Raw genomic sequence first — 26,287 nt, forward strand, 5'->3', positions numbered from 1 at the left:
TGCTAAAAGTTAGGTTGCTATTCCATATATTAACATGGTTTTTATAGAAGTCCAGTAAAAATTAACTAAGTAAATGGAAAATACTAGTTTACCTAATATATCCATTCATTGTATATAAGGACCTCCTAAAGTTAAAAGGGCAAGAACAATTGGCCTTGGGACTAATTTATACAACAATTCTAATAATTAATTGACAAATGGATGGCCGCTATTTAAAATATTGAATAATTTTGCAAAATTATCAATTTGATTCGCTATATAACGAATCAAATAGAAGGAAGTCGACAATGAAAGATTTAAATCACTGGTTAAAAAAACATGTACGGATCATTTACTCTCCTTTTCGTGAACTAATCACGAGTTTGCATGTTTTGTCTAATCCCGCTCATCACCTGACGAGGCAAGAATGGGCAGAAAAAATGAAGGGAACTATGTCTCCTAAAATTTGGGATTCGGTCAGTTACTTTGGTCAGATCAGCAATGAATGGTTAAACTTTCTTGATTTAGATGATTATTTACAACTTCAGGAAAAGCATGTAGAAGAATCAATCGAGCGTTTAAAACAACTATCTACAGACGATTTTCTCTCCATTCTTCTTGGAAAGCGTGCCCGTATTTCGGCTGCCGCTTCTACCTCGGTTGAATTGGAAGTCCATGAAAAACCGATCTATTTCCGAGATATGCTGTGCGACCTTTTATATGAGTATCACCAAAATCATTTTGCTAGGGAATTGTTCAGGGTTGAACCATGGCTAATTAAATCGGTTCATGATTTAAAGAGTGCATTTGAAGTCAATCCCTGTCATGCGATGAACAAGATTCATCCCCGTTTCAAGCTTGATTTGAAGTCGGTTAGGTTTTACAAAGCAGAGACGTGGATTTTTTCGTATGAGGAAATCAATACATTAACAGTTTATCCATCCAGTTTCATTGCTCCCCATCTGCTCGTGGGATTGGAAGCTCCTCATATTATTGTTTATATGCAGGTACCCCTTCCGGATGAAAGGATGGAAAACGCCGTTCCTGAGGATTTGCTTTCGATACTATCGGCACTTGGGGACAGAACAAGGATGAAGCTTCTCAAATTGATGCATCATCATCCCTATTGCACACAGCAGTTAACCGATTCGACCGGTTTGGCAAAAGCCACGATATCGAAGCATTTAAAAATCCTCGAGAAGTCAGGGCTAATCTCGGGCGAGAGGCATGGCTATTTTGTTTTTTATCAAACAAACGAAAAAATATTGGACCAATTAAAGGTCGATCTAAACCAGTTTTTTGATCAGCCTTATGTTGGCTATAAGGAGGAAACATAATGTGGCTGCCATTTTCTGCTACATTCCAGCGAAATTATCTGGTCATGAAGCGGGCATTTCCATGGTCATTCTTTTTAGGTCATATCTTAAGCGGATTCTATATTATTATCTTTGCATATCTAAGTTACTTTTTTGTTTTTAAGAAGGATTTATCCAGCAGTTTTTCAGCCTATGCCGGTACAGATGATTATCTTTCTTATGTCATATTGGGAGGTCTCCTTTATTCCTTTTCCGTCTCCCTCCTTATGATTGCAAGCCGTGCTCTGATCACCGAGCTGAGGGAAGGTACACTTGAATCCCTCCTTCTTACCCCCTCATCACGAAAGGGGTATTTTCTAGGGTATGTTGCACAGGGGTTGATGAGGGTCTGTGTCGAATTTGCGGTGATCACAAGTGCAGGGTATTTCTTTGGTCTTCATTTGCATCATATAAATTGGCCGGGTGTCATGATCGTTCTTGTCATCCTGGTTGCGTCTACTTTCTCCCAGGCATTGGTACTCGGTTCCTTTATGCTGTATTTCAGAGATACATATATCACACAAAACACTTTGTTTGTGATGATGGGATTGGTTTGCAGCATCACCTTCCCTGCCAGTTTTTTGCCGGATGGATTTAGGTGGATTGGGAATATCATGCCGTTAACCTATGGAGTAGATGCATTAAGGATGGTATGGATCGAAGGGAAACCGTTAGTGGAGACATTCCAGCTCCTATGGAAAATGATCATCCTTGGATTGATCTATTTTCCTATCGGTACCTTCCTTATTAAAAGAATGGAGAAATACGTATTAGAAAAGCATTTTGGATAGGGAGTGTAAATAGTGATAGAAGCAAAAGGAATTGGAAAGGTTTATACAGTAAAAAAGAAGAAAAGCTTTTTTCGGTCAGAAAAGCATATAGTGCGGGCAGTAAACGGCCTCAATTTAACCATTAATGAGGGCGAAATTGTTGGCTTGCTCGGCTTAAATGGCGCTGGCAAAACGACTACGATTAAAATGCTTAGTACTTTGTTAAATCCATCAGAGGGCACGATTACAGTTGACGGCCTAGACGCGGTTCAGGATGCCATCCAGGTGAAAGCAATGGTAAACATGATTGCCGGAGGCGAAAGAATGCTGTATTGGCGTTTGACAGGAGCTGAAAACCTCCGCTACTTCGGCAAGCTCTATGGATTATCAGGCAATGTGCTAGAAAAAAGGATCAAGAATTTGCTTGATGTAGTGGGGTTAACGAATGCTTCCGATACACCTGTTGAATTGTATTCAAAAGGGATGAAGCAAAGGCTTCAAATTGCACGCGGACTAATTAATGATCCCAAGTATTTATTTTTAGATGAGCCAACACTTGGTCTTGACGCCCCGGTTGCCAAACAACTAAGAGGAATGGTTAAGAAACTAGCCAAGTCCGATCGCAAAGGAATTCTTTTGACAAGCCACTATCTTGAAGAAGTAGAGGAGCTTTGCGATAGGGTGTATATTATCGAAAAAGGCGCATTAATTCTACATGATACCCCGGAAAATATTACGGCTTCGGTGGTAAAAGATTATCATGTTACGATTGAAACAAGCGTCCTGTCCGCTCCTGTCCAATACAGAATGAAGCAGTGCCTCATTGGCTGCACCATAGAGTTCACTGAATATGCCGATTCTACGGTTATGCAAATTAAGGCTCCTTTTGATCCTACTGCTCATATTATTGATGTATGTGTGAAAGAATCCGTGTCCATCCAAAAGCTTGAGCTAAAGCGTCCTCGCCTGGAAGATGCTATTCTTACTTTAGCAAAGGAGAAATCCGCATGAGAATCCTTTCCATTTTACAGGCAGAAGTAGTTAAAAGCCATCAGCACAACTTTCACAATAAGCTTATTTATTTTTCATTGCTCATATGGCCGGCACTTTTATTTGTGACAGCCTATTATTCTTTTAAACCATTTAATTTGTCCAGCTCAAGTCAGCTCTCGAAATACATGGATGTTAACCAAATTACGATGTATCTGCTAACAGGCTATATGTGTTATATCTACTTTTGGAGTCTTGTTCAATCGGCATGGAATATGTCATATGAACGGCAGGCAGGAACCCTTGAGCTTATATTCTTGACTCCCGTTCCCCGCTTGACTGTCATGTTCGCCAGAGCGGCAGGTAATATGCTAGAAGCGGTATGGCTGTTCACTGCATTCACCCTTCTTGTCCTTTTGACAACCGGCCATGCAGGTGACATCCACTGGTGGAATGTACCACTAGCCTTCATACTGCTAAGTATATCGGCAATTGTCTGGGGAGGCTTCCTGAATATAGTCTTTTTATTTTCTCGGGATGCAGGAATATTGTTCACGATCTTCGAGGAACCAATGCAGTTTTTCTCAGGTGTAAGGATTCCCGTCCTAGCATTTCCTTTATGGGGGAAAATCATTGCCTTCCTCTTCCCGTTAACCTATGTACTTGAAATTTTCCGGGATCTTGTACTTTACGGCAAAGGATTGACTCAATTGGGGGAACAATCCTTCATACTTTTTTGTGTTCTCGCCCTTTTGTGTACAGCTTCGGTATTCCTATTAAAAAAGGCAGAAATACACGCAAAGGAAACTGGTAATATGGTTCTTTTTTAACTAAGGCTGGTTTTGTTTCAACAGCAGGGAATAAAAATGTAAATGAACGTATTTATTAAGTATCTGATTGTATGATATTATTTAAAAAAAAGAAGAGGTTATCATATGAATTCAGTATACTCACCAATAGGAACAACTAAAACAAGAGCCATAGTCATCAATGCACTTTTCATCGCATTAACCCTTGTAGCCACTATGTTCATCAACATAAGGCTCCCAATAATGGGTAACGGAGGTTTAATCCATCTGGGTAACGTGCCTCTTTTTATCGCAGCCTTGGTTTACGGCAAAAAATCAGGAGCCATAGCAGGTGCTTTCGGAATGGGTTTCTTCGATCTTATCTCTGGCTGGGCACTATGGGCACCGTTTACATTTATCATCGTAGGTGCAATGGGCTTCTTAGCCGGACTTATTTCCGAAAAGGTACCCGGCAACAGAGTCCTTGTTAACACACTGGCAGTTGCAGCTGCACTGATCATAAAAGTCTTTGGCTACTATTTTACCGAAGTAATCCTTTACGGTAACTGGATACAGCCATTCGGCTCCATCCCCGGAAACATTATGCAGGTCGTATTAGCAGGTATCATTGTCGTACCTCTTGCAGGACGCTTTAAGAAAAGAATTGGACAGACAACAAAATAAAAAGTGTTTGTCATAATAAAAGTAACCAGCAATAAAACTATAAAGAAGAGTTTCTATTTCACGATAAATCACGTAGAGAGGATCTTTCCTCTCTTTTTTTCAAATATGAGTTAAAAGAGGTATCTTTTATTGAACTCCTTGTAAAAATATCTATTCCATATACTTCTTATAATTTAGTTTTAATAAACTTTTAAAATCTAGTTCAGCAATTAGAACACTTATTAATAAGAGTAATGCCCCTAAATAGCCTCTAGATGTGAGAGTTTCACCCGTGAAAATGAAAGCGAACATAGAGGAAAAAACGGGTTCTAATGTAAAAATAAGACCTGCATGGGTTGGACTGGTATGTTGCTGGGCAATGATTTGAACAATGAAAGCAATTCCTGTACAAAATATACTTAATGCCAAGATTGCAAACCATGACTCATAATTGTCGGGAAGTTTTGGTTTTTCCATAAAAATAGAGAAAATAATACTAAACAGTCCAACAAAACCAAGTTGTAAAACTCCAAGGGAAATGGCATTTACATGCCTAGCCACTGCTCCTGTAATCATGATATGAACTGCATAGAATAAAGCACATAAAATACAAAAAAGGTCACCAAAACCTATCTTAAATTGGTTATGTAAGGTTAATAGACCTACTCCTGCTATTGATAATACAATTCCGAAAACAACTTTTTTTTCAGGCGTTTGTTTTAAGAATACAGAAGATAATAGTGGTATAAATATGACTGTGAGACTAAATAAAAAACCAGCATTTGAGATGGATGTATACTTCGTACCGAAAGTCGCAAACACATAAACAATAAACAAAATAAACGATAATATAAAAGCATATTTTACTGTTTTAAAATCAGTCTTAATTATCTGCTTGTAAAATACAATCCCTGATAAAAGAAATGCAAGAGTGAAACGTAATGAGATTAAATTATATTCTTGCAGATAGTCGAGACCGATTTTTGTAAGTAAAATCGATCCACCCCAAAAAAATGTAATCATTAGCAGCATTAAATCAGCTCTAAGTTGTAATTTCATCTATTTTCCCTCGTTATTTCTTGAGCTAAATGTCTGGTTTGGTTCAAACGTATATCTCAAAATATAATTATTTTAGTTTAGATATATTCTAGATACTTCTTCAATAAACCTGCCATTTACATTTTTGCCCTTCATTAATATCAGTGACACGGACCTGATAAGTCACTTCCAAAAATATTCTACCCTATATATTCCGCTAAGAGGTATACATTTCCTCCCCGTTAAACAATCCAGCTCCGCTACTTTAAGTGCATTCCTCCATAATTTTGCCCAATACAAAAAAGACGCGTTCCTAAATAAACGCGCCCGAATGTTGAAGAACAAAGGCTGCTGAAGCTGGATTGTACTTATTTACCACTAGACCCGTTCAATAACTGATTCAGACAATTAAGAACATGATAACCAACATATTGATCCCTCGGTAATAACAATCCCAGCAGCTCATCACTCGATAGCTGTAACACCTTAACTATGCAAATCGCACACCCAGCATCCCTGTGACCAACCCAACAATCGTGCCAATTATACACACCGTAAGCCAAACTTTCCTGCTCCGTGCTTCCTTCAAAAAACACCATCCTGCAATGGCAAGTAAGATGCCTTCAATCAAAAACCACGGCTCGAAAATGACCATATCCCACACCACGTACATATCATCGTGGATATCAAATGTCCTATTCTCCAAGCCAATCGCACCTGCGATTTGCAAGCCACGATAGATAATGCCATAAATGCCATGAGCAGTGGCTATCGAACACCCTAACACAGATATGGAAAGCAACAATAAGCTCAGAATTTTACTTTTTCCTAAATAAATGAAACCAAGACCTACGAGTCCCGCAACAATAAAGATTGGTAACGAGATCCAGTTAATTAGTTCAAACTGGGAAGATGCAGCCACGCCGGGTTTTAGTAGGGACAGCCCCACTCTTCCGCCTAAAGCCCAATATAGGTGTGGCAGCATATAGGCCATGGACCATACAAAAACAGCGCCCCCAGCCCAAACGGTTGATTTTGATTGCGGTTGTTTCAACGACAGATTCGCATTCACTAACAATCACCTCGACAGTGTTCTAGGATCCTTTTTTGTAAAACTTGTACTTTAGAATGTTAATCCTTATTCAGGGTATGCGCAATGGAATAGCTATGAAGCTCCTTTTATTAATTTAATTTACCAAAACAAAATATTTCTTCGTTTGCTCAACGAATTGAAGGCCAAGACCCCTGCATTTTTCTTAATTGAATAATTTGCCCTGTATGATAAGCATCATGAAGCATGATGTCCAGTAGTTTCCTCTCAAGCGAATTTTCACCAAGCTTTTCATCGGAAATGGTACTCAATACTTGTCTTAAATTGCGTTGAGCGTTTTCGGCACGTTCAACGACTATTTTCCATTCTTTATCGTCATTAGATTGATCGGTGAAATGGAAGGTTTCATCCCCGTCAAGATTATGTGTCCATTCACGGCCTTCTAAGTTGGCAGCAAGTCTCTCTTTGTAATAAATGAGATGATTAACGTTCTCCCAAATGGTTTTAGTTGCCTCTCCAGATGGCTTCCAGCTAGCCTGCCCGGCTGTAAGTCCTTCGATAGCATTTTTAAACGGTGCATACCAACTCTCTTTATCGAATGTTGAATCTAGGGCGTATAAAAGCAAATCAATTCGTTTCAAAGTCCTCTCCTCCTTAAATAGATAGAGTTCCGTGAAGATTACGACAAATAAATTACTTATATATATGATTCTACATTTTAAGAAAATATCCTGTTAGGGGCAGCCAGATATTTCTGGTAGCACATTTTCTGGAATAAGAGAAGGGATTATCCGGTTGGTAATGGAAGTTTAATAGAAGATATATTTTGTTTCATAGGGACGTTTTATATAATAAGGTTTGAATTAGATGCTAAAAGGAGAAAACAAAAATAACTATGGTTTGGAGGTTTTAACATGAAGGTTATTGGACTTATTGGTGGAATGAGTTGGGAATCATCAGTTGAGTATTATCGGATTATTAACGAAGAAGTGAAAAGAAGATTAGGAGGGTTACATTCTGGAAGATGCCTTTTATACAGCGTTGACTTTGAAGAAATTGAGCGTTTTCAGTCAGAGGGTGACTGGAAAAAGGCTGGTGAAACATTGGGTGACGTTGCACAATCTTTGGAAAAAGGGGGCGCAGATTTTATTGTTATTTGTACCAATACCATGCACAGGGTTATAGATGATATACAGGAAAAAATCAACATACCTATTATACATATTGCCGATGCAACAGCAAATAAAATTAAAGAACAAGGAATTAATTCAGTAGGATTACTTGGCACAAGGTATACTATGGAGCAAGACTTTTACAAATCACGTTTAGAATCTAATGGTATAAAGGTTATCGTACCAAATGCTAATGAAAGAGAGATTGTAAACAAGATTATTTATGAAGAGTTATGTTTAGGTAAAGTTCAACAAACCTCAAGGGATTATTATAAAAAGATTATCCAAAGTTTGATCGAAACTGGAGCTGAAGGAATTATATTAGGGTGTACAGAAATTGGATTATTGATAAAACGGGAGGATTCCAATGTACCTCTGTTTGATACAACTTATATACATGCTCTTGAAGCAGTAAATATGTCCTTAAAGAAGTAGTTATTTCTGCAGCTCTATCGCAATTCTTGATCTTTCACAATCGGGCGCTTTCCCAGAACAAGGATAAGCGCTTAATACAATCTGACCCAACACAAAAAGACGCGTTGCTTGATAAACGCGCCTTTGTATAACAAGAAAAATGAATTTAATATTCACCTTTAATGACAAAATACGAGCCCCGAATGGTTCCTGCTAGTTTAGACTTCTGCCTGGCAAATTTAAACTTTCCTTCTAACTCCTTTGGTACCTCCATGCCTTCAGAAAGCTTAAGGCCAACGGCCCGCTTCGGCTTAGGGTCATCAACCGTATACATGACGTTGATCGAAAGACCATCCTCATAAAAAACGTAGGCAATTTTGATATTTTCCACTTGAAAACACGACGTTTCTAACGGTTTGGCCGCAAACTCAATATCACGTTCTTCTTTCAAAATTCGGTTCACATAATCAAGGGTCTCTTTGGACTCACTGGCTGGTACAACCGTAAATTCATGCTTGTATTTGTTCATAAAGTAACGGGCTTCATTCGCACGTAAACCAGCAAGCGCTTCTGCTACAGGCGAAGACTCTAAACCAACTGTAGACACATTTTTAAAATCAACGACATAGGACATTTTCCAACCAACCCTCCTTTATCTAATTATTTTCTAACAACAGGAATCCACATTTCACCAAAAACTAAGCCGTCTCGCTGCCCCATCTCAACCGTTGCATTCGGCCCGCCAACATAGGCAACATTCTTTGCTTCTGGCAAGGCTTGACCAAAGGCAATGCCAGTTAGAGTATTACTCAACTCTTCAGCCGTCTTCGCTTCTCCTTTAACAACCAGGTATTCCCCCTTTGGAAATTGGATGACTCTAGTTGCTTCTGGCAGTGTTTCTTTTGTCATGACGCCGGCATAATGCATCATCTTGTTATTGACCGCTTCGTTCACGGCAAAAACGTAGTCATTTGTGGCTAGTTTCTTTAAAGTGTCAAGCCTTCCATCTTGGCTGACGGCCTGCCAAAAGTCTGACTTTTCCTTGTTTAAGCCAGCAAAGTCTGTGTAATCGCTCGTAAGCTCCGTTCCAAAACCTAAAACGGTAAAGCTGTCTTTTTCTTCTAGAGTATAATCTGCCATATTCAAAACCTTCCTTTTTTTAAAATTAATCAAATGATTTATCTTTTCACTTGATGGGTTTATAATAACCTTAAATCATGTCAAAAAATGATACTGTTTAGGAGAGCCCAATGAAAAAAGTAGAACGGATTAATATCATCATGCGGTATATCAACAACCGCGCCCACTTTACCATTTCTGAAATCATGCGAGAATTTAACATCTCTCGTTCGACAGCTATTCGAGATATCAGAGAAATTGAGGCCATGGGAATGCCGCTTGTCGCAGAAGTTGGAAGGGACGGGGGTTATTTTGTCATGAACAACTCCGTCCTGCCCACTGTTCGCTTTACCGATATTGAGATTAAAGCTCTTTTTATTGCCTTTATGGCCACAAGAAATCAACAACTCCCCTATCTAAAGAGCCGTCAGTCTTTAGCTGAAAAATTACTTGGTCTCATCTCAGAAAACCAGCAAGAGACCCTCGTTCTTTTAAATCAAATCTTGCTTTTTGAAGGGACCAACCCCAATAATCCCGACCTGCTTGATCTGTCAGATCTACCCCATCCGATGTTAGAAAGACTCATCCAACTCCTTCTTTTGGATCGCTATTTATTGATTACCATCAAAGAAGAGAAGGTGAAAAAGCATTATCCAATTTATCTCTTGCACCTTTACCGTGAAAAAGGCTTTTGGCTGATTGAGGGCTTTGACTTAAAGGAAGAAAAGAAGCAGATTGTTCCTGTCGACGATCTCACCGATGTCATCCTCTACCCGACGAAAAAAAGATTAACTAAGAAAAAGATTTTAGAAAAACTAAGTAAGCAGGAAGAAGCAATCAACCTTGTCCTTGAACTTGGTCCAAAAGCGATTGCCCAGTTCAAAAAATACCATCCTTTAAAAGTTTCCATTTCCTATACGAATCCTTACCAAACCACAGCCATTCTAAAGACTTTTATCAATGTTAATAATTCAGATGAATTAACCGAAATAACAAATTGGCTGCTTTTCCTTGGTGGGGATATCAAGGTCAGGGAAGTGCCAGAAGAAGTCTTAGAAGGTTTACAAGAGAGATTATGCTTATTCTTCCCATAAGCAGTGCCAGTTAAAACAATGGATTCTTTTTTAGCGGATTCTACTAATAAAATCAAAAAATTTTTAAAAATTTATCACTGCTTGTCCACTCCCTTTTATTCTGAGTGCATATATTATTACTAGACCGTAGCCAAAAGGTCCAAATATCTTCACCTCACTAAGGAACGTTTGCGTTCATTGCAAACGTTTCTTTACTTTTTTAATAGTCGATATCCTTTTTTATCATCCCTTCTTTTGGACACATCTGCAACGTTACTGAAACAAAAAATGAGCTGCCATCACTTCAACAAAAAGAGCGTCAATCCTTCTTGGATCAACACCCCGATACTACGCTAATTTTTAACATCTTACATATTTGCGTTTGAAACCAAGCTTCCCTCTATCCATTTCTTTTTGAATACTTTCAGCAGCGTTTAGGAAACTGCTTTTTTTCTTGTCCCGTTTGACTTCAACTGTGCCTACTTCCTTTGCGGTCTCGACTGCCTTTTCATGTAGCGGCACATATGAAATCGCCACGGTATATAGAAAATTATTCATAGCGGATTTCGTTCGTTCTGGCGAATCATGAATCGTATTTTTCGCAATATCAAGCATATTAGAAATCTTGCTTTCTGAAAATTCATGGTCTTTTCGATTCCCTAAAAGCCAGCAGGAGCAGCTCCAGCCCGCTGACATTCTCAGCTCGTCACCGCTTGCAATCCATTTATCAGCAACGTCTTGGGCAATATCTGACTCTGATAAAGTTACTGCCACGACATAATCGGACAGCATATAAAAATACGCCCCATCCATCCAACGATCAAAATCCGACTCAGTCATAGCTTTTGGGTCTGCAATAATTCCTGCAAAGTACATTGCATCGTAGTTACCTGTGGAATAAAGCTCATCAGCTAAACGTTGATTTATTTTTATTTTCTTTGCGATTGGTTTCATAGCACCTGTAGCTACCCCAAAAAGCGGCTCGTGAGCACCATTGGATAGGTAGATTTTTTTAGTTCGTTCCTTACCGAGGACCTCAAGCTCCTGCATAACTGTTTCGAAATCCATAGTTTTGCACTTCCTTCCTTAATATTAATAACATTTAATTGTAACCAACTAGTTTATATTCTTTATCAAGTCTTCCATACTTCTCAATTTTACCATTAACCTTATACAAGTACCTGCCCTTTAGTTTTAAAAAAAAAGCGTTTTGGAATACATTTTTATCTTGCATAGTCCTGTCCCTTGCTTCCCAATAAACTTCATTTAATCTGTACACTGAGTTTACGAGGCATTAATATTCAGATGATATGATTGGTTTACCAACGAATGAGGGGGCAGTATAAATGAATGTACGTGCAGTATTTATTGATATGGATGGTACACTACTAAAAACTTCAAACAACATTTCCTCTCGAAATATGGAAGCCATTTATGGCCTCATTAATCAGGGAGTCCAGGTTTTTCTAGCTACTGGCCGACACTATGAAGTAACCGCTCCCTACCATAAAGAAATTGGATTACGAACTCCAATGATCTGTTTGAATGGTGCCTCTATACACGATGCAGAGACAGGCAGAGCATTGCAAATGAAAACCGTCCAACTGAACGAAGAACGATTCCACCATCTGACCGCTGAAAATCCTTGTAATGTTATGATTCATACAGCAAATGGGCTTTATTGTAAGGAAACAAATGAAGAAATAGAGTATTGGACAACAGTTGGGCAAATTCCGCCGCGTTATATTGGAGATTTACGACAGACAAATTATCAAGATGTTCTTAAATATAGTGTTCGAATAGGTGCACCAAGACCTGATTTATCTGCTTTGTTTAAAAAGGAAGCAGAAGTCATCAATTGGAATGACGGGTTTGAATTGGTTGCTCCTAATGTTTCCAAATGGTCTGGTATAAAAAGCTTACTTCAGACATTTCGAATTAGACCAAGCGAAGTCGTCGCCATTGGAGACGGACCCAATGATATCGAGATGCTTCGTCATGTCGGTACTGGCGTGGCAATGGGGAACGCTAGCGAAGAGGTTAAAGCAGCAGCTGATTTTGTTACAGGACACCACGAAAATGATGGATTGGCTGAGTTTATAGAAACTTATCTTAATAATCCATATAAATCATATGTAATTTAGAGCTATTTTAAAATAAATTTTTTAAAAAAATGACAGGTGTGATCTATTTCATTAGATTCATACCTGTCATTTTTTTATCATCAATATTTAAGTAAGGGTTCCCAATCCTCCAACTAATAAAAAAGGCACCCATAAGGTACCAAAGGAGAACTTGTATCTTGGAACTTTTATAGTATATGAAATAGGTTTTGTTATTGTTAATAAAAAAGCCCCCTAATAAGGGGGAGAAAAAGGAGCTAGTATCCAAATGGACCTGATGGACAACAAGGGTTGACTGGACATCCACACATTGTATGTGTTTCACAGCATTCATTTACACATGATTCTGTGTGGGGAAAATAATGTTGATGATTAACATGAAGCTTGTTGACTGTTGTCGTATGAGAAGGATGGACATGAGAGACTACTTTATTAAATAGGTTTGTTTTTACATATTGTTGCGCAGGGTCAACTAGTCCCGGGTCATACTGTGTTGGAAACACTTGTGGTGGGCAGTATTGAGGAGGACAGCCACAACCTGCACCGTATTGTCCCGGCATCATCGCTCCTGGAAAACCACCAAACCCCATATTTCGATTATTCATTAAAATTACCTCCATGTGAATTTGTCTTGTGTCACCATTAGTCTATGTAACCTTTTGTTCATGTGGACTAGTTACATACCTATTTTTATCATTAGAAATTTTGCACATTAAGAAAGGCCAAAGAGGGATTTTCTGTTTTTTGGAGAATTTCTTATATTACCGTTGAAAGTAGTGACCATGCTTTGAATCGAAGATAAATATCTCAGCATCGCAGATAATTGTTAAATTTCTGTTGATAAATGGTATGAAATTGCTAGCAATGTGTAATTTTTCACCGAAAGTCCTCCTTTTTGTGAGAAACAATAATGATTACGAAAACAGCCTAAAAAAAAACAGAATGAAAGAGCGATGATGAATGAAGAAACGATTGATAATTGGAGCTATTGTTATAGGTTTTACAATCTTATTACTTACTAGATGTGTTAATATTGGAATGGTGGATGTAAGCGGTTCCGCCATGGTGCCCACCATTCAAGACAAAGATAGGCTTGGTGTCGATAAAGGCTATTATAAGAATCATAAGGTGGAGCGGGGAGACATCATTCTTTACGATTTCGATGGTAAGATGAATGTAAAAAGAGTAGTTGGTTTACCTGGTGAGTTTCTTCAATTAAAAGATGGGCAGCTCCTTACTGACGGCGAGCCCAAAAATGAAAAATATAATGATGATGAGATTGTCGATTCAAAACTAGAAGAAGGGATTACCCTGGGAGACGATGAATATTTTATTATGGGCGACAATCATCGCTATAGCAAAGACAGTCGACACTTTGGCCCTATTAAAAAAGAGAATATAATAGGAAAAGTGATAAAAATAAAAGGAAAATAGAACGAGGGATTTACGCCATTTAATTAACAGGGTCAGTGCCGCTGCTTACAGTAGCGGCACTGACCCTTAATTATTTAATGAAGTAAAAGAACCGTTCCCACAGCTTTACGCTGATTCTTTTTCAGTGATTTTTTCCGTTTTCTTCTTAGTTAATCGCTCTTTCACCGATTGCAATACATGATAAGTTGTCGGGACTATCACCAGGGTTAAGAGTGTAGATGTCAGCAGCCCTGAAATAACAACAATTGCCAGCGATCGTGAAATTAGTCCGCCCTCACTTGACAGGGCTAATGGTAATAAGGCACCGATTGTGGCGAGAGCCGTCATGAGAATTGGGCGGAGTCTAGTTTTTCCAGCTTCAAGTAACGCGGCGCCAACCGCCATGCCCTTCTTCTCATTCTGCTTCACGCGCTCCATCAAGACAATAGCATTGGTGACGACAATACCGATTAACATCAGGAACCCAACTAATGCAGGCATCCCAAGTGCTTGATTTGTCAGATATAATCCTAGTAATCCCCCGGAAAACAAGAATGGTAAGGAGGATAAAATCGCCACCGGCATTAACATATTCCCAAATGCAATCAACATCACGATAAACACCAGCACAACCGCAACGGCCATGGCCAGCATCATATTAGTAAAGCCTTCGTTCATTGCCTGCGCTTGACCTTCTGAATGATAACTTATCCCTTTTGGTAAATCTAAGGTTTTCAATCGCTTATCGACCTCTGCCTGCACACCTGAAGAATTATCCGTCGTGATCCGGCCTGAAATCTGCACATATGGCTGCTGATTTAAACGATACAGCGCGGAAGGGCTTGGCGTTTTCGTCAGGGTTGCCACTTCTGAAAGGCTTACTTGCTGCCCCAGCGGATTGGTCATTTTTTGACTCATAATATCGTCAATAGAATGGACGGAACTGCTATTCAATGATAAATTGACACTCGTTGTTTTTCCTTCTACTTGCATCTCAGCGACATGATCACCGGCAATAAGCTCTCTCACAAAGCCTGCAATCATGATTGGATTTAATCCTTTTTCTGCCGCTTGCTGATCATTGATTTTCAATTGGAGCTGTTCCTTCACTCCAGACAGGTTGGATTCCACATTTTCTAAGCCATCAATATCTTTAATTTTTTCGGTGATCATTTTTCCGGCAGTCTCTAAATCTTTGGCATTCCCGCCCTCGACCATTAAAGCTAATCCCGATGTTCCGACAATCCCAACAGGAGAAAGGGCCACCCGCATGTCATCGTCCAATTTTTCTACTTTTGCTCTGACACTTTTTTCAAAATTATTTGTTTGCTCTTTTGTGACGCCATCCTTTAAATCGATGGAAAAACGAATATGCTCCCCATTCACAATCGTTTGCGTATGTTTAATATCCTGTTCATTTTTCAAAATGTCTTCTACTTTAACCGCAATCTTGTTTGCTTTCTCTAATGAAGTTCCAGCTGGTAAATCGCCTGATAAACGATAAGAGACCGCTTTTTCCTGTGGTAAAAAGTTCTGTGGAATCAGTGGAACTAATGCCAATGAACCGGCAAACAAGATAATCGCTAACACAATCGTGACCGCACGTTTCGTTAACACCCATGACAATACATGCCTATAAGCTTTTTCAAAAAATGTTTCTTTCACCTCTTGGTGTTTGATCCCTAGTAAGAATAGTTTGGCTAATAAGGGTACAACTGTTAACGCAACGATCAAGGAAAATGCAAGGGCAACGATGACCGTGATTCCAAACGGTGCAAAGAACTTGCCAACAATCCCGGGTACAAAGGAAAGCGGCCCGAATACGGCAATCGTCGTCAGGGTGGAAGAGGTAATCGCCCCTCCTACTTCTTTGGCAGCTGTCAGAACCAATCTTTCATCACGCTTCGGGCTTGATAAGGTTCGCCGGTAAACATTTTCAATGACGACAATCGAATCATCAATCACCCGTCCGACGGCGACAGCTATTCCAGCAAGGGTCATCATGTTTAAGCTATAGTCCAAATATTTTAAGGTAATCATCGAGGCTAATATCGATAACGGGATGGACAGAACGGCGACAATCGTTGCTCTTATATTACGAAGGAATAAGAACGTGACGATTACGGCAAACAATGTACCAAGCAGGACTTCCCGCAGCATCCCATCAACAGATGTTTTCACTTCTTTGGATGTATCAAATAATTTCGTTAATTTATAGCCGGCTGGAAGATCTAATGCATCCAGCTTTTCCTTTGCCTGCTCCACTACTTCCACTGTATTTGAGCCGGGAATGGCTAACATTTCTACCAGAACCGCTGGCTTTTCATTCAATCTTGTGTAGACCGTTTCCTTTTTGTTGCTATAATCAACGGTCGCGATATCTGACAAGCTTAGTTTCTGCATTCCGGCAGGTCCCTGAGCCAAAATTTGAACTTTTTTAACATCCTCAACGGAACCCAGCTTGAAATCGGCTTGCACATTGAAGGTTTTATCTTCAACATTTACCTGCCCAGCCGGGAATGAAAAATTGTGCGCTGAAAGCGACTGCTTGACTGTTTCGTACGTTATTCCATGCTGCTTCATTTTTTCCGGATTGAGTTTGATTGCCACTTCCTTTTCAGTCTCACCCGAAATATCAATGCTTCCGGCTCCTTCGATTCCTGTTAATGCCGGCTTGATTCGCTCATTGATAAATTGGGTTATGTCCGATTGATTGGCTGTTTCAGACGAAAGAGCAAATGAAAATACGGGCATGGCAGAAGGACCGTCCTTTAGAATGGCAGGCTTTTCTGCACCTGCAGGCAGCTTCATCGAAGCGACAGCCGTTGTCACATCCTTTTCCGCTTCGTCCATATTCTTACTCATATTAAATTCAAGAATCCCCACGACCACATTACTGTGTGCTTCAACATACAAATTATCTAGTTTCTTTATGCCCGACAATGCTGTTTCTAATGGCTTGCCGATATCCTCTAATCCTTGGTCAGGAGTAGCTCCAATATAGGGAACCTGAACGATAATATACGGAATGTCAACATTAGGCATTGATTCCATCTTCATCGTTTTGACTGAATAAATCCCCCCGGCAATCACCATTAACATGGCAATAAAAATAACCCCTGCATTCTTTAGTGAAAATTTGATCCACGATTTCATTACTCTCTTCCCCTCCGATAATAGGTACTCTTTTTTTCCATTCCCCTGTGTTTTTCATGATTTAGTTTTCTTTACTGGATAATCCTACCTGTCTATTATAAGTTTTCCACTTTATTAACAACATCGGGCAGTTGGTGTAATATGATCTACGACCTCCGACCTAGAATTTCCCAGCAAAATTAAGTTTAATTCTTCCAGAACTCATTTTATAGTGACAATTGTCACTTCTTTAGTCATATTTGTGCAGCTGAAAGTCATGAACCCACATGGACGGCTCTCATCGTCTTTTTCTTCACTTTTCCTTGCCGAAAAAAGCCAGCAGAAACGCCCCCATGGTCACTAACTTTGTAAAATGCGGACAATAATGATAGAATAGGCTTTTGTTCATAATGGGTTAATACCCTTGCTATATAAGGATTCCCTGAATTGTACGCAGCAGGGAATCAGAATGACTAGGAGGGCATAATGATGTCAAACTTACAAACAATTGAAAAAGTCGAACAACAAACGTTCATTGATGTAATTCGGGAACGTCGTTCTGTTCGTGCATATGATCCAACAGTACGGATTTCACGCGAAGAAATGACTGAAATACTGAAGTTGGCAACGCTGGCTCCTTCATCTTCTAACCTGCAGCCATGGCGTTTTTTAGTCATTGATAAGCCGGAGTTAAAGGATAAGCTTTTGCCCATCGCGTTTAACCAACAACAAGTAGTAGAAGCCTCTGCCGTTATTGCAGTCCTTGGCGATGTTGAAAGCTACAAGAACGCGGAAAAAATTTATGGAGAGGCAGTTGAAGCAGGCTTTATGCCGGCAGATACGGCTAGTTCATTCATTGAGCGTACGGTCAGAACGTACTCAAACCTACCGCCCGAAGCAGCGCGCCAAATCGTCTATACGGATGGTGGACTAATCTCCATGCAGCTTATGCTGATCGCCCGTTCCAAAGGGTACGACACCGTTCCAATGGGAGGATACGATAAAGCAAAATTTGTGGAGGCTTTCGGCATTACTGAAAACCTTATGCCAATAATGCTCATTGCAATAGGAAAAGCAACAAAACCAGGACATCCAACTACCCGTCTTCCGATTGAGAATGTAGCGTTCTTCAACGAAATACCGGCGGAATAGGAAAAAACATGGGACGTGTTCCCATGTTTTTTTTTAGTGAATTTAACCCCAAAAAAGACCACCCAACTCAGAGGGCACTAAAAAAGTCCCTTAAATATAGATTGTGTGTCTAAATTGTCTGTTGAACAGATAGATACCCTTATGGACAAATAGACGACTCTAAAATTCACTTTTGGAATTTTAGAGTCGTCTCTTTTTATGCTCTATTCAGACACTATTTAAAAATCCAAAGATTTTCAGTGCCCTTGAACCGTTCCCACTTTCCCCCTAAAAGCGGTAAAACTCCGGCTTCCGGTGCCTTACACTAGGAAGTTTCTCTCTTACCCGGCGGATTCGATCTAGGTCAATATCGGAAACAATTAACGTTTCCTCTTCGCCTGCACTGGCTAGTATGACACCCATTGGATCGACTATGATACTGCGGCCGGAGAAAATATCGTCAACGAGGTTTGCACCAAAGACGAACATCGTATTTTCAATCGCTCGCGCACGAATAAGCGTTTGCCAATGGTCCTCTTTCATTGGTCCCGCTACCCAACCTGCAGGAACAAACAGGATATCTGCTCCTTGAAGGGCAAATTGTCTCGCAATCTCGGGGAATCGCAATTCGTAGCAAACCATTAAACCGATTTTTCCAAACTCTGTTTCGACTACCTTATATTGATTATCCCCCGGAATAATCGTCTCAGACTCATGATAACTAAAGGCATCGTACAAATGCGTTTTTCGATAAGAATGGATGAGCTGTCCTGAACGATCAATAAATACAGTTGTGTTAAAGGCACGTTTTTGATCATCTGATTTTGATTCATACAGGCCGCAAACGACATAAATTTCGTTTTCACGGGCAGACTCCTTCAGGGCAGTAACAAACGGACCATCCAACGGTTCCGCTGCATCAACCGGTAATACGCCAGACTTAGGGGTAGCCAGCGCCATATAAAATTCCGGGATAATAACAAAATCCGCGCCCAAACTTTTTGCTTTCGCTATATACTGTATCGCCTTCCCTAAATTGGCGGTTTTATCAACACTAGTGGATAATTGTGCAATTGCTACTCTCATGAAAGTTAGTACCTCCTAATATGACAGTTTTCATATATTTTAATCTATTTTCGAATGCTTTGGTGAACTTTTTCAAATATCATCCGAATAGATACTTTCATGTACACCCCTGCAGGCTTGATGATCAAATGAATAAACTAGAAATGGATATAGTAAAAGTGGGTAAATAGTAAATAGAGGGTATGATATTTTTATCCCGCCAAACTAGTAAATTAAGGAGGCATTTCAAGATGGTAACTAATTTTTTCAATCCAGAGGATGACCAACATCAATATAATAGAGAAAAAAATGAAAAATACGTCAAAAAGGGTTTTTGGGCTAAAACAAAAAGGATTGCTGGGAAAGTGCCTTTGGTTAAGGATAGTGTAGCGATGTATTATTGCGCGATTGATCAAAACACTCCATTGTGGGTTAAAGGTGTGGCCTTGGCAGCATTAGCTTACTTGATAAATCCATTTGACGTAATGCCTGATACTATACCTGTGTTAGGGTTTACCGATGATGCTACAGCCATTTTTGCGGCGGTCAAAACGTTGGATAAGTATATTACGAAGGAACATAAAAAGAAAGCTAAAGAAGCATTGTTAGATTTCAAAAGTTAATGGAAAATGGTCCATTTACAAGCTCCTTAAGACCCGAAATGTCGACACCCCAAAAATTCCTTCGTGTTTGAGAGGGTAAGTACCGGGCAAATGCTTTCCCCCATTCCGTATTCTCCTTCCACTATTTGGAGAACATAAACTGGAACCAAGGCTATGCTATTTTGTACTTTTTAGAAGAGATTTGTTCAAAATGAGGTGGAAGGTAAATGAAATGCCTGCATTGTGGTTATCTAAATCCGGAAAGGGTTAAAAGCTGCTTAGACTGTGGCTATAACGGTAGTAGTCCTGACATAACAACAGAGGAAAGAAACAGCCTATTTTATGAGTTTGCTTCTTTTGTTGACACGATTCCGAGGGGGGAACGGTCTGTTGAACCTAAATTTCGAAATATCTTCTCGCGGGTATTCAGACAGCATAGTGAACTTGAGGCAGAGCGCCTTTTTATAGTAGGTACCGCCCTGACCACACCCAAATTACAGGAAGTCAAAGAAACCTGGCCAAAACCCTGGCTGTTTGCGCGGGTCTTTCTCTTTGCGCTCATTGCCTTTTTAGGACTGTACCTAGGTGTAAGCTTATTCCAAAATGTAAACTTTATCCCAGGACTGATTATCGTCGGGGCCTTCACCGTTCCACTCACGACCCTGATTTTCTTCTGGGAAATGAACGCTCCCCAAAATATTGCGATCTATCGAATCGTCTATGTCGTCTTTATCGGCGGAATCCTCTCCATGCTAGTGGCACTGGTGTTCTTTGATATTCTGAAAAACAACATCAACCCCATCACGATTGGTATTTCGGAGGAACTTGCCAAAGCCGTTACCGTTATTTTTTTTGTACGAAAGCTTAAATACAAGTATATCCTGAATGGACTTCTATTGGGTGCTGCGGTGGGTGCCGGCTTTGCAGCTTTTGAAACCGCTGGTTATGCATTAAGGGGACTTATTTCTGGAAACTTTCAAACGCTTTATGCTACCATCCTTTGGCGAAGCCTGTTAGCTCCCGGAGGACATGTTGCCTGGGCAGGTTTGTCAGGAGCCGCATTCTGTATGATCCAAGGAGACAAAAAATTCGAGTTGAACTTGTTGATCAAGCCAAAATTTCTTCGAATCTTTATTCTTGTCGTTTTGATGCATGCACTATGGGATACACCTATACCAGGTATTTTTCCATTTGGACAACTCTTTCTGATGGCTGCATCATGGATTCTGGTTTTCCGAATGATCCGTAAAGGCTTAAAGGAAATTTCAGAAAAGAAGTGGCGATTTAACTTTTATCCATTTGAACCATCTTCGTAATTGGCATAAAAAATGCTCAGTGAACTCTGAGCATTTTTAGCTTGTTGAATTAAAGCACTCCTTCGTACTCGTTCTAGAATAACATTTAGTAATCTTATTGAGATTTCGATTTGATAATGAAGTTAATTTTCATAGTAGTTTAATAAAAAAAGCCGCCAATTATAGCCGCCTAATCTTAAAGTAAAAAACGCCTTATGTTTAATAACTTTCAATTTGTTCAATAAGAACAGCTGCTTATGATGACAACTTTTCTTTTACGTAGGCTCATGGAAACACTGTTTTAATCAATCGCTTAAAAGACTCTACGTCTTCTTCTTTCGATTTCAATGCGTCTTCTTCTTTCGATTTCGATTTCAATTTCAATACGTCTTCTTCTCTCAATTTCAATCTCGACTTCAATTGGGAAAAATCTTCTTCTTCTAAAGCCACCGGGGAAAAAAACCATGTGTAATTCATCCTCCTTTCATTTCAGAAGTCTTCTGTTAAAAAGGACAGAGCAGCCTAAGCTAACCTGCCCTTTCCTACTTGGTAGATGTCTTAATTTAATAGCCGCTCATAAAAGCTGCTCCTACAATGATGAGTAGAATGAACAATACTACGACTCTCACTCTTTCCTCACGGCGTTCCTCACGGCGTTCCTCGTGCATAAATAACACCTCCTGTAATTGTTTAATAAGGACTTTACTCACCTAAATCATACTTTTTGGTTTATTACACTACGGAAAGTACGATAATTAATAGAATGAACAATACAACAATCAATACAAAGCTGCTGCCACCGCCATAACCACCGCCGTAGCCATAACCGCCATATCCATACATATTTATCACCACCTTTTGGATTTATGCGAAGAGAGAATACTTCTTCTATGTATATATATTTTTGGAGGATAAGGGTGGCTTGGACAATCATCATATAGTAGAAAAAAATCAACGATTTTCCTAAAAATTTTTCTTAAAAAGAAATAGAACGTCTGCAATACATGCAAACGTTCCATTGGAGGTGGACTATATGTCTGAACTTGTAGCATCGGAGGTAATAATAACATATGCATTTAGAATAAGAGTGAATGGACAAGTGTTGATTAAAAATAAAATAGGCACGAAATCTACAATATTAACCATTCTTGACCCCATGCTCTTACTATTCTTGTTAGGTTATAATAAATAGGTATGTAGATTAGAGAAAAAAGCATCAGATATGGCAACCCAATCTTGAACTCTTGCACCCATTTAGCTTAATTAAAAAAGCGCTACTTGAAGTATCGCACCGTTAGCCAAGCATGAAGCAGATCCTAATCACAAAAGATATAAGAAAATTACGTTCTATCATTTGGAAGAAGGGGTTTGGTCTATTGGGAGAAATGTACTTAAGCTAAAGGTGTGATTAACAAGAGTTGCCTAATTTCGTAACCGCCGCCGTAACCATAGCCACCACAACATCCGCTGTATCCACCATAACCAAACATATTATAGCCCTCCTTTAGACTGATTCCTTACAATTAATGTTAAGAAATTAAGGATGGAAGGGCTATTTCACTAGTATTTTATTTGGTTTTGAATTTTTTAATAAATTGATTAAAAAAAGGGGTGATTTCTTTAATTAATGGTTTAAATTGATTAGATGTATCGACTAACATATCGATGGTTTCCATAAGCAATTCAAAATCCACATTGTTAAGAAGATTTTCTATCTGATTTTGAGTGGTTGGATCACTGTTCTGTTCTTTGCCCCTAGAGCCAAAAAACCAATCATCGATACGATTAGATCTGCTAAGGAAAGATGAGTATTCTTTTTGTTCTTGTGAATTATTTTCGCTTTCTTTGTAAGTTTCTCTCTGTTTACTGTTTCCAAACAGAAAACTTGAAAAAGGGTCAATTTCACCATTCGGCTTTTGTTTTTCTTTATTATAATTCTCCTCCAATAACTTCTACTCCTCTCTTTTCAACTCTTTAAGATAAAATATGATTGGTTTTATATCGAAGTGTGGATACTTGTACAAAAACTTAATGGCTCTGCAAAAGTAGTTATTGAGATACTAAATTGCCAATCTTTCCTCCCCACTGGAGAGGGGCTTTTTTATGGTTTTAAGGCTCCTGATTTATCAACAAATGCCTGAGGTGTAGAACCTTTCGGGGCCATCGCGGTCATCGAATGATGCACTACAATTGTATCTTTTACAGCAGTGCCGACTAGTGGATACCGACCGTTTCTGCGAATAGTACCACGAATATCCTTATATTTCGGCAAATCTTTAATTGCCATTACTTATCCTCTCCTTTGTTATATTTTTCAATCTTGCATTGATCTCAGATTCAAGGATCCTAAACTACCACATCGGGAAATGTTTATCCCATCCAAGTACATACAAGTTTGCAACAAATGACAGCAAGTTGTGGTAGAAAAATGAAAGTGCTAGAACTGCAAACACAAATGCTCCTGTTCCGAGTAACTGCTCAATTATCCAACCTACCGCAACGACTAAAAAAATAAATGCCGTCTCTAATAACGGCATCAATCCCGATGTTACTTTCATATGTTCCATTTTTTCGAACTAATCTGTCACCTACAGCATAATCAAGTACCAAAACAATCACTAATGCCAAGACAATGTACACATGCATTTCTTTAAATCCTTTGGCAGCCAACATTGAACAAAAAAAGCTCCTACCGATCCGGTTAGAGCACCCAACGCAAGACTTTTATTTACCACCATTTTTTGAAAAACATCTGTTAATTTACCAAACATAACTCACTCTCCTGTTTGCAAAATAAAAAATGCCACTAATTAAGGTAACGGGTTCTGTTTTGAAGTACAAAACTTAAAATAGTTAGGGAAAAAACAAGTTAAAGCTCATACAAAAAACACCGAAATTAGCACGGTGTTTTTTGTGAATTTATTATTTACACTTGTTTAACTAAAGGGTACTTCAATAACAAAAAAGCACAGCTGCAACAATCATTGCCGGAACCCCATCTTTCACTCAAGCCCCCAATTGCTTAAAAAGCACCCTATTTTTCATTATCCAAATCACTATCAAGAAATGATTTTTTATTGACTTTAACCCCATATTTCTTTTCGATTAATTGACCGACTACAGATTTATTAATCCCATCCTTAACTGCTGTTGAAATTACAATATACAGAATAAATAGACCAATAATCCAAAGAATAGTAGAAAAAATTAAGGAACCTAAAACCACTTTTACTCCCCCTAAATCAACAATTTATATACCCTAATTTTACCATAATTTTTTCTAACCATGTTTAACTGCATCCGTTTTAGGGTTTATTTGGGTTTTAATAGGATAGTGAATCCATTCACCAATCTCCGCATTATTTACTAACTTAAAAAGTTCTTTGTACTGTTCGGGAAAAATCAAACCTAACCTTTCCTCTGCCAGCTTTATATCCGATTCATCAACGCCTGGTTTCTTTGTTTCAATTAAGTTCCGTACTTTCTGCATTTAGATAAGACTCCTTCACCCATAAAAACTTTTATTATTATTAATTCAATAACAAATTTATCATTTCCTTCTTCAACTCCCTCAGTTTGATACGAATATCTCTTGAATGCTCACTTATTCGCAGGATTTCATAACCTTGTAATTGGATTTACGGGTAATTGAAATGAGTTCTGATAATTATGGCTTCGTGAAGGCATAGTTAAATAAAGGAGTCAGCTACCACTCCATATTTTACCATATAATGTACATCTCCACGCCGCCCCTGGAGGCTTTCCCTCCCATGTCTCAACGGGTCAATTGCCCTCTCATTCCTTCGTCATGCCTATCCAAGGGGTGGAGGCCAGTTATGCTATCCTGATGGGTCATAGTGCCCTTTTGTTTAAGAAACCTGGTACTCCGTACATATTTGAAATCCTACGAATAAGACAACATTCAAAATTAAATAAAACTATCTAAGGTACTTTCTATTCCTATGCTGCTAAAGGGATTAAAGCTTGAATTTTATAGGGACAGTAAGACTCGTTTCGTCGTGCTATTCCTACAAAAATCCTTGCTAGTTTACCCATCAGTTTCATGATTGATTTCATTTTCTTTAACTTCTTTACCTTCACATTATGGGAATGGAGAGCTTTAAACTCTGGGTTATTCATCACAAGGCTCATAGTTGCTAAGTAAAGGAATCGTCGTAATCTCGACCTTCCACGCTTTGAAATGACAATCTGCCCTTTCCATTTACCTGAACTTGCTTCAGCTAGGTGTAATCCCGCATGACGTAATAGAGAGTTTCCGTGAGCGAAACCACTTAGATCTCCTGATTCACCTAGTATCCCGGCTAATGAAATTTCACTAATTCCTTTAATCATAAGTAGTTTTTTTACAAATGGAATTTTGTAGAGAACTTCTTTAACTTGTTGTTCAACTCTTTCGAGTTGTTTTACAGCGAGGTCATATTCCTCTAATAATTGTTCTAAATGGAATTTATAAGCATCAAGAGCTTGTCCGGTCCCAATAGAGGATTTTGCTAGATTGATTAGTAATTGAGCCTTCTTGGGTCCTGGTTGTCGTTTCATTAAAGACTTCCAACCCCTCATGACATCAAGTATTTCTAGTGAAGATATTTCATCCGGTGTAGGAAATAAACGAAGGGTTGCGATCGCCCCTTTGCACGTTACATCTTTAAACACTTGCCTGAGTTCTGGAAAAACCACATCCACCCATCGATTTATTTGATTAATAGACATCACGAGACGTTTAACAATTACATCACGGTTAGAAATTAGAACTCTAAGTTTCTCAAATGATTCCGATGTTGGACGTACAAAGGAATAATAGCCGTTCTTCACCATATCCGCTATAACGAGGGCATCTTTTTTATCACTCTTCGATTGAGTATTGTCACGATTCTCTTTATTCCTTTTTACTAAGTGGGGATTCACAGTAACTACCTCAATGTTTTGTTTATCCAGCCATTGTGATAGGTTAATCCAATAATGCCCTGTAGGTTCCATCCCTACTATAGTTGAATCGTAAGCCCGAAATATAAAAAAATAGCGCACCCTTACGGTGCGCACGATGAATAGCCAACCCTCTGAAATTTTTTTCGGATTGTTGGCTATTTTGC

General features: G+C 39.0%; 30 protein-coding genes and 1 pseudogene. 12 read left to right on the top strand and 19 right to left on the bottom strand.

Going from position 1 to position 26,287, the window contains the following annotated elements:
• The first annotated feature begins 287 nt into the window (after window positions 1-287).
• From ACIQCO_RS06695 to ACIQCO_RS06715, 5 genes are all read left to right on the top strand, one after another.
• Window positions 288-1,316 carry an ArsR/SmtB family transcription factor gene (locus tag ACIQCO_RS06695; protein WP_400426928.1) on the top strand — a complete coding sequence of 343 codons (1,029 nt, stop codon included), beginning with the start codon at window positions 288-290 and terminating at the stop codon, window positions 1,314-1,316.
• Window positions 1,316-2,125, top strand: coding sequence for an ABC transporter permease (locus tag ACIQCO_RS06700; RefSeq protein WP_400426929.1), 810 nt, complete (start codon window positions 1,316-1,318; stop codon window positions 2,123-2,125). The genes ACIQCO_RS06695 and ACIQCO_RS06700 overlap by 1 nt, the downstream gene beginning before the upstream one ends.
• A 12-nt stretch (window positions 2,126-2,137) precedes the next feature.
• Entirely contained in the window at window positions 2,138-3,115 is a 978-nt protein-coding gene (locus ACIQCO_RS06705) for an ABC transporter ATP-binding protein (RefSeq protein ID WP_400426930.1), read from the top strand.
• On the top strand, window positions 3,112-3,924 hold the full coding sequence (locus ACIQCO_RS06710) for an ABC transporter permease (RefSeq protein ID WP_400426932.1): 813 nt from the start codon (window positions 3,112-3,114) through the stop codon (window positions 3,922-3,924). Before ACIQCO_RS06705 ends, ACIQCO_RS06710 begins: the two co-directional genes overlap by 4 nt.
• Before the next feature lie 105 nt (window positions 3,925-4,029).
• A complete protein-coding gene (locus ACIQCO_RS06715; protein ID WP_400426934.1) occupies window positions 4,030-4,566 on the top strand; it encodes an ECF transporter S component in 537 nt (178 codons plus the stop codon).
• 150 nt (window positions 4,567-4,716) lie between these two features.
• On the opposite strand, the gene ACIQCO_RS06720 is transcribed toward ACIQCO_RS06715, so the two are convergent.
• The 3 genes from ACIQCO_RS06720 to ACIQCO_RS06730 all read right to left on the bottom strand — a co-directional run bounded on the left by ACIQCO_RS06720 (window position 4,717) and on the right by ACIQCO_RS06730 (window position 7,275).
• Window positions 4,717-5,604 carry a DMT family transporter gene (locus ACIQCO_RS06720; protein ID WP_400426936.1) on the bottom strand — a complete coding sequence of 296 codons (888 nt, stop codon included), beginning with the start codon at window positions 5,602-5,604 and terminating at the stop codon, window positions 4,717-4,719.
• 469 nt (window positions 5,605-6,073) lie between these two features.
• Window positions 6,074-6,655, bottom strand: a complete 582-nt coding sequence (locus tag ACIQCO_RS06725) for a DUF3995 domain-containing protein (protein WP_400426937.1) — start codon at window positions 6,653-6,655, stop codon at window positions 6,074-6,076.
• A gap of 149 nt (window positions 6,656-6,804) precedes the next feature.
• Window positions 6,805-7,275 carry a DinB family protein gene (locus tag ACIQCO_RS06730; RefSeq protein ID WP_400426938.1) on the bottom strand — a complete coding sequence of 157 codons (471 nt, stop codon included), beginning with the start codon at window positions 7,273-7,275 and terminating at the stop codon, window positions 6,805-6,807.
• Between the two features lie 273 nt (window positions 7,276-7,548).
• On the opposite strand from ACIQCO_RS06730, the gene ACIQCO_RS06735 reads away from it, so the two are divergent.
• A complete protein-coding gene (locus tag ACIQCO_RS06735; RefSeq protein WP_400426939.1) occupies window positions 7,549-8,241 on the top strand; it encodes an aspartate/glutamate racemase family protein in 693 nt (230 codons plus the stop codon).
• A gap of 145 nt (window positions 8,242-8,386) precedes the next feature.
• On the opposite strand, the gene ACIQCO_RS06740 is transcribed toward ACIQCO_RS06735, so the two are convergent.
• Both ACIQCO_RS06740 and ACIQCO_RS06745 read right to left on the bottom strand, forming a co-directional pair.
• Entirely contained in the window at window positions 8,387-8,854 is a 468-nt protein-coding gene (locus ACIQCO_RS06740; RefSeq protein ID WP_400426940.1) for a phage tail protein, read from the bottom strand.
• Window positions 8,855-8,880: 26 nt separating this feature from the next.
• Window positions 8,881-9,360: a GyrI-like domain-containing protein gene (locus tag ACIQCO_RS06745; RefSeq protein WP_400426942.1), complete on the bottom strand. Its 480-nt coding sequence runs from the start codon at window positions 9,358-9,360 to the stop codon at window positions 8,881-8,883.
• Between the two features lie 110 nt (window positions 9,361-9,470).
• On the opposite strand from ACIQCO_RS06745, the gene ACIQCO_RS06750 reads away from it, so the two are divergent.
• Window positions 9,471-10,433 carry a helix-turn-helix transcriptional regulator gene (locus tag ACIQCO_RS06750; protein WP_400426944.1) on the top strand — a complete coding sequence of 321 codons (963 nt, stop codon included), beginning with the start codon at window positions 9,471-9,473 and terminating at the stop codon, window positions 10,431-10,433.
• Between the two features lie 339 nt (window positions 10,434-10,772).
• Here the strand turns inward: ACIQCO_RS06750 and ACIQCO_RS06755 are convergent, their stop codons facing one another.
• On the bottom strand, window positions 10,773-11,480 hold the full coding sequence (locus ACIQCO_RS06755; protein ID WP_400426945.1) for a DNA alkylation repair protein: 708 nt from the start codon (window positions 11,478-11,480) through the stop codon (window positions 10,773-10,775).
• Window positions 11,481-11,758: 278 nt separating this feature from the next.
• Here ACIQCO_RS06755 and ACIQCO_RS06760 point away from each other — a divergent pair, with 278 nt between their 5' ends.
• Window positions 11,759-12,556 (top strand): HAD family hydrolase, encoded by a 798-nt coding sequence (locus ACIQCO_RS06760; protein WP_400426946.1) that lies wholly within the window; start codon window positions 11,759-11,761, stop codon window positions 12,554-12,556.
• A 236-nt stretch (window positions 12,557-12,792) separates the two neighbouring features.
• Here the strand turns inward: ACIQCO_RS06760 and ACIQCO_RS06765 are convergent, their stop codons facing one another.
• Window positions 12,793-13,140: a CotD family spore coat protein gene (locus ACIQCO_RS06765; RefSeq protein ID WP_400426948.1), complete on the bottom strand. Its 348-nt coding sequence runs from the start codon at window positions 13,138-13,140 to the stop codon at window positions 12,793-12,795.
• Between the two features lie 355 nt (window positions 13,141-13,495).
• Between ACIQCO_RS06765 and lepB the strand changes: the two genes are divergently transcribed.
• Window positions 13,496-13,969, top strand: coding sequence for a signal peptidase I (lepB, locus tag ACIQCO_RS06770; RefSeq protein WP_400426949.1), 474 nt, complete (start codon window positions 13,496-13,498; stop codon window positions 13,967-13,969).
• Between the two features lie 105 nt (window positions 13,970-14,074).
• Here lepB and ACIQCO_RS06775 read toward each other — a convergent pair whose 3' ends face one another.
• A complete protein-coding gene (locus tag ACIQCO_RS06775; RefSeq protein WP_400426950.1) occupies window positions 14,075-17,104 on the bottom strand; it encodes an efflux RND transporter permease subunit in 3,030 nt (1,009 codons plus the stop codon).
• A 468-nt stretch (window positions 17,105-17,572) separates the two neighbouring features.
• On the opposite strand from ACIQCO_RS06775, the gene ACIQCO_RS06780 reads away from it, so the two are divergent.
• Window positions 17,573-18,235, top strand: coding sequence for a nitroreductase family protein (locus ACIQCO_RS06780; RefSeq protein ID WP_400426952.1), 663 nt, complete (start codon window positions 17,573-17,575; stop codon window positions 18,233-18,235).
• Window positions 18,236-18,502: 267 nt separating this feature from the next.
• Here the strand turns inward: ACIQCO_RS06780 and ACIQCO_RS06785 are convergent, their stop codons facing one another.
• A complete protein-coding gene (locus tag ACIQCO_RS06785; RefSeq protein WP_400426953.1) occupies window positions 18,503-19,300 on the bottom strand; it encodes a carbon-nitrogen hydrolase family protein in 798 nt (265 codons plus the stop codon).
• A gap of 230 nt (window positions 19,301-19,530) precedes the next feature.
• Here ACIQCO_RS06785 and ACIQCO_RS06790 point away from each other — a divergent pair, with 230 nt between their 5' ends.
• Together ACIQCO_RS06790 and ACIQCO_RS06795 are read left to right on the top strand one after the other, a co-directional pair.
• Window positions 19,531-19,902 (top strand): YkvA family protein, encoded by a 372-nt coding sequence (locus ACIQCO_RS06790; protein ID WP_400426954.1) that lies wholly within the window; start codon window positions 19,531-19,533, stop codon window positions 19,900-19,902.
• A gap of 206 nt (window positions 19,903-20,108) precedes the next feature.
• Entirely contained in the window at window positions 20,109-21,197 is a 1,089-nt protein-coding gene (locus ACIQCO_RS06795; RefSeq protein ID WP_400426956.1) for a PrsW family glutamic-type intramembrane protease, read from the top strand.
• Between the two features lie 264 nt (window positions 21,198-21,461).
• Here the strand turns inward: ACIQCO_RS06795 and ACIQCO_RS06800 are convergent, their stop codons facing one another.
• The 10 genes and pseudogenes from ACIQCO_RS06800 to ACIQCO_RS06845 form a co-directional block, all read right to left on the bottom strand.
• Window positions 21,462-21,653 carry a hypothetical protein gene (locus tag ACIQCO_RS06800; RefSeq protein WP_400426957.1) on the bottom strand — a complete coding sequence of 64 codons (192 nt, stop codon included), beginning with the start codon at window positions 21,651-21,653 and terminating at the stop codon, window positions 21,462-21,464.
• 86 nt (window positions 21,654-21,739) lie between these two features.
• Window positions 21,740-21,844: a YjcZ family sporulation protein gene (locus tag ACIQCO_RS06805; protein WP_400426958.1), complete on the bottom strand. Its 105-nt coding sequence runs from the start codon at window positions 21,842-21,844 to the stop codon at window positions 21,740-21,742.
• 64 nt (window positions 21,845-21,908) lie between these two features.
• Window positions 21,909-22,019, bottom strand: a complete 111-nt coding sequence (gene yjcZ / locus ACIQCO_RS06810; protein ID WP_400426959.1) for a sporulation protein YjcZ — start codon at window positions 22,017-22,019, stop codon at window positions 21,909-21,911.
• 725 nt (window positions 22,020-22,744) lie between these two features.
• The gene (locus ACIQCO_RS06815; RefSeq protein ID WP_400426960.1) at window positions 22,745-23,122 is read right to left on the bottom strand and encodes a hypothetical protein; all 378 of its coding nucleotides are present in this window, start codon (window positions 23,120-23,122) and stop codon (window positions 22,745-22,747) included.
• 155 nt (window positions 23,123-23,277) lie between these two features.
• A complete protein-coding gene (locus ACIQCO_RS06820; RefSeq protein WP_400426961.1) occupies window positions 23,278-23,463 on the bottom strand; it encodes a hypothetical protein in 186 nt (61 codons plus the stop codon).
• 64 nt (window positions 23,464-23,527) lie between these two features.
• Window positions 23,528-23,734: a hypothetical protein gene (locus ACIQCO_RS06825; protein ID WP_400426962.1), complete on the bottom strand. Its 207-nt coding sequence runs from the start codon at window positions 23,732-23,734 to the stop codon at window positions 23,528-23,530.
• A 60-nt stretch (window positions 23,735-23,794) separates the two neighbouring features.
• Window positions 23,795-23,947, bottom strand: coding sequence for a hypothetical protein (locus tag ACIQCO_RS06830; protein WP_400426964.1), 153 nt, complete (start codon window positions 23,945-23,947; stop codon window positions 23,795-23,797).
• Window positions 23,948-24,210: 263 nt separating this feature from the next.
• Window positions 24,211-24,402, bottom strand: a complete 192-nt coding sequence (locus tag ACIQCO_RS06835) for a hypothetical protein (protein ID WP_400426966.1) — start codon at window positions 24,400-24,402, stop codon at window positions 24,211-24,213.
• Window positions 24,403-24,486: 84 nt separating this feature from the next.
• Window positions 24,487-24,666 (bottom strand): annotated as a pseudogene (locus tag ACIQCO_RS06840) (SMI1/KNR4 family protein); the annotation flags it as partial.
• A gap of 470 nt (window positions 24,667-25,136) precedes the next feature.
• On the bottom strand, window positions 25,137-26,287 hold a 1,151-nt coding region (locus ACIQCO_RS06845), incomplete at its 5' end, for an IS110 family RNA-guided transposase (RefSeq protein WP_400426968.1).

It is taken from the genome of Neobacillus sp. NPDC093127, assembly GCF_044754175.1.
Lineage (GTDB): Bacteria > Bacillota > Bacilli > Bacillales > Cytobacillaceae > Neobacillus.

Coding starts and splice junctions, on each gene's coding strand:
- ACIQCO_RS06710 (WP_400426932.1), top strand. CDS start 3,112: ATGAGAATCCTTTCCATTTTACAGGCAGAAGTAGTTAAAAGCCATCAG.
- ACIQCO_RS06755 (WP_400426945.1), bottom strand. CDS start 11,480: ATGGATTTCGAAACAGTTATGCAGGAGCTTGAGGTCCTCGGTAAGGAA.
- ACIQCO_RS06805 (WP_400426958.1), bottom strand. CDS start 21,844: ATGCACGAGGAACGCCGTGAGGAACGCCGTGAGGAAAGAGTGAGAGTC.
- ACIQCO_RS06800 (WP_400426957.1), bottom strand. CDS start 21,653: ATGAATTACACATGGTTTTTTTCCCCGGTGGCTTTAGAAGAAGAAGAT.
- ACIQCO_RS06820 (WP_400426961.1), bottom strand. CDS start 23,463: ATGGCAATTAAAGATTTGCCGAAATATAAGGATATTCGTGGTACTATT.
- ACIQCO_RS06780 (WP_400426952.1), top strand. CDS start 17,573: ATGTCAAACTTACAAACAATTGAAAAAGTCGAACAACAAACGTTCATT.
- yjcZ (WP_400426959.1), bottom strand. CDS start 22,019: ATGTATGGATATGGCGGTTATGGCTACGGCGGTGGTTATGGCGGTGGC.
- ACIQCO_RS06760 (WP_400426946.1), top strand. CDS start 11,759: ATGAATGTACGTGCAGTATTTATTGATATGGATGGTACACTACTAAAA.
- ACIQCO_RS06775 (WP_400426950.1), bottom strand. CDS start 17,104: ATGAAATCGTGGATCAAATTTTCACTAAAGAATGCAGGGGTTATTTTT.
- ACIQCO_RS06795 (WP_400426956.1), top strand. CDS start 20,109: ATGAAATGCCTGCATTGTGGTTATCTAAATCCGGAAAGGGTTAAAAGC.
- ACIQCO_RS06720 (WP_400426936.1), bottom strand. CDS start 5,604: ATGAAATTACAACTTAGAGCTGATTTAATGCTGCTAATGATTACATTT.
- ACIQCO_RS06785 (WP_400426953.1), bottom strand. CDS start 19,300: ATGAGAGTAGCAATTGCACAATTATCCACTAGTGTTGATAAAACCGCC.
- ACIQCO_RS06790 (WP_400426954.1), top strand. CDS start 19,531: ATGGTAACTAATTTTTTCAATCCAGAGGATGACCAACATCAATATAAT.
- ACIQCO_RS06745 (WP_400426942.1), bottom strand. CDS start 9,360: ATGGCAGATTATACTCTAGAAGAAAAAGACAGCTTTACCGTTTTAGGT.
- lepB (WP_400426949.1), top strand. CDS start 13,496: ATGAAGAAACGATTGATAATTGGAGCTATTGTTATAGGTTTTACAATC.
- ACIQCO_RS06700 (WP_400426929.1), top strand. CDS start 1,316: ATGTGGCTGCCATTTTCTGCTACATTCCAGCGAAATTATCTGGTCATG.
- ACIQCO_RS06695 (WP_400426928.1), top strand. CDS start 288: ATGAAAGATTTAAATCACTGGTTAAAAAAACATGTACGGATCATTTAC.
- ACIQCO_RS06830 (WP_400426964.1), bottom strand. CDS start 23,947: ATGTTTGGTAAATTAACAGATGTTTTTCAAAAAATGGTGGTAAATAAA.
- ACIQCO_RS06740 (WP_400426940.1), bottom strand. CDS start 8,854: ATGTCCTATGTCGTTGATTTTAAAAATGTGTCTACAGTTGGTTTAGAG.
- ACIQCO_RS06715 (WP_400426934.1), top strand. CDS start 4,030: ATGAATTCAGTATACTCACCAATAGGAACAACTAAAACAAGAGCCATA.
- ACIQCO_RS06735 (WP_400426939.1), top strand. CDS start 7,549: ATGAAGGTTATTGGACTTATTGGTGGAATGAGTTGGGAATCATCAGTT.
- ACIQCO_RS06765 (WP_400426948.1), bottom strand. CDS start 13,140: ATGAATAATCGAAATATGGGGTTTGGTGGTTTTCCAGGAGCGATGATG.
- ACIQCO_RS06825 (WP_400426962.1), bottom strand. CDS start 23,734: ATGAAAGTAACATCGGGATTGATGCCGTTATTAGAGACGGCATTTATT.
- ACIQCO_RS06750 (WP_400426944.1), top strand. CDS start 9,471: ATGAAAAAAGTAGAACGGATTAATATCATCATGCGGTATATCAACAAC.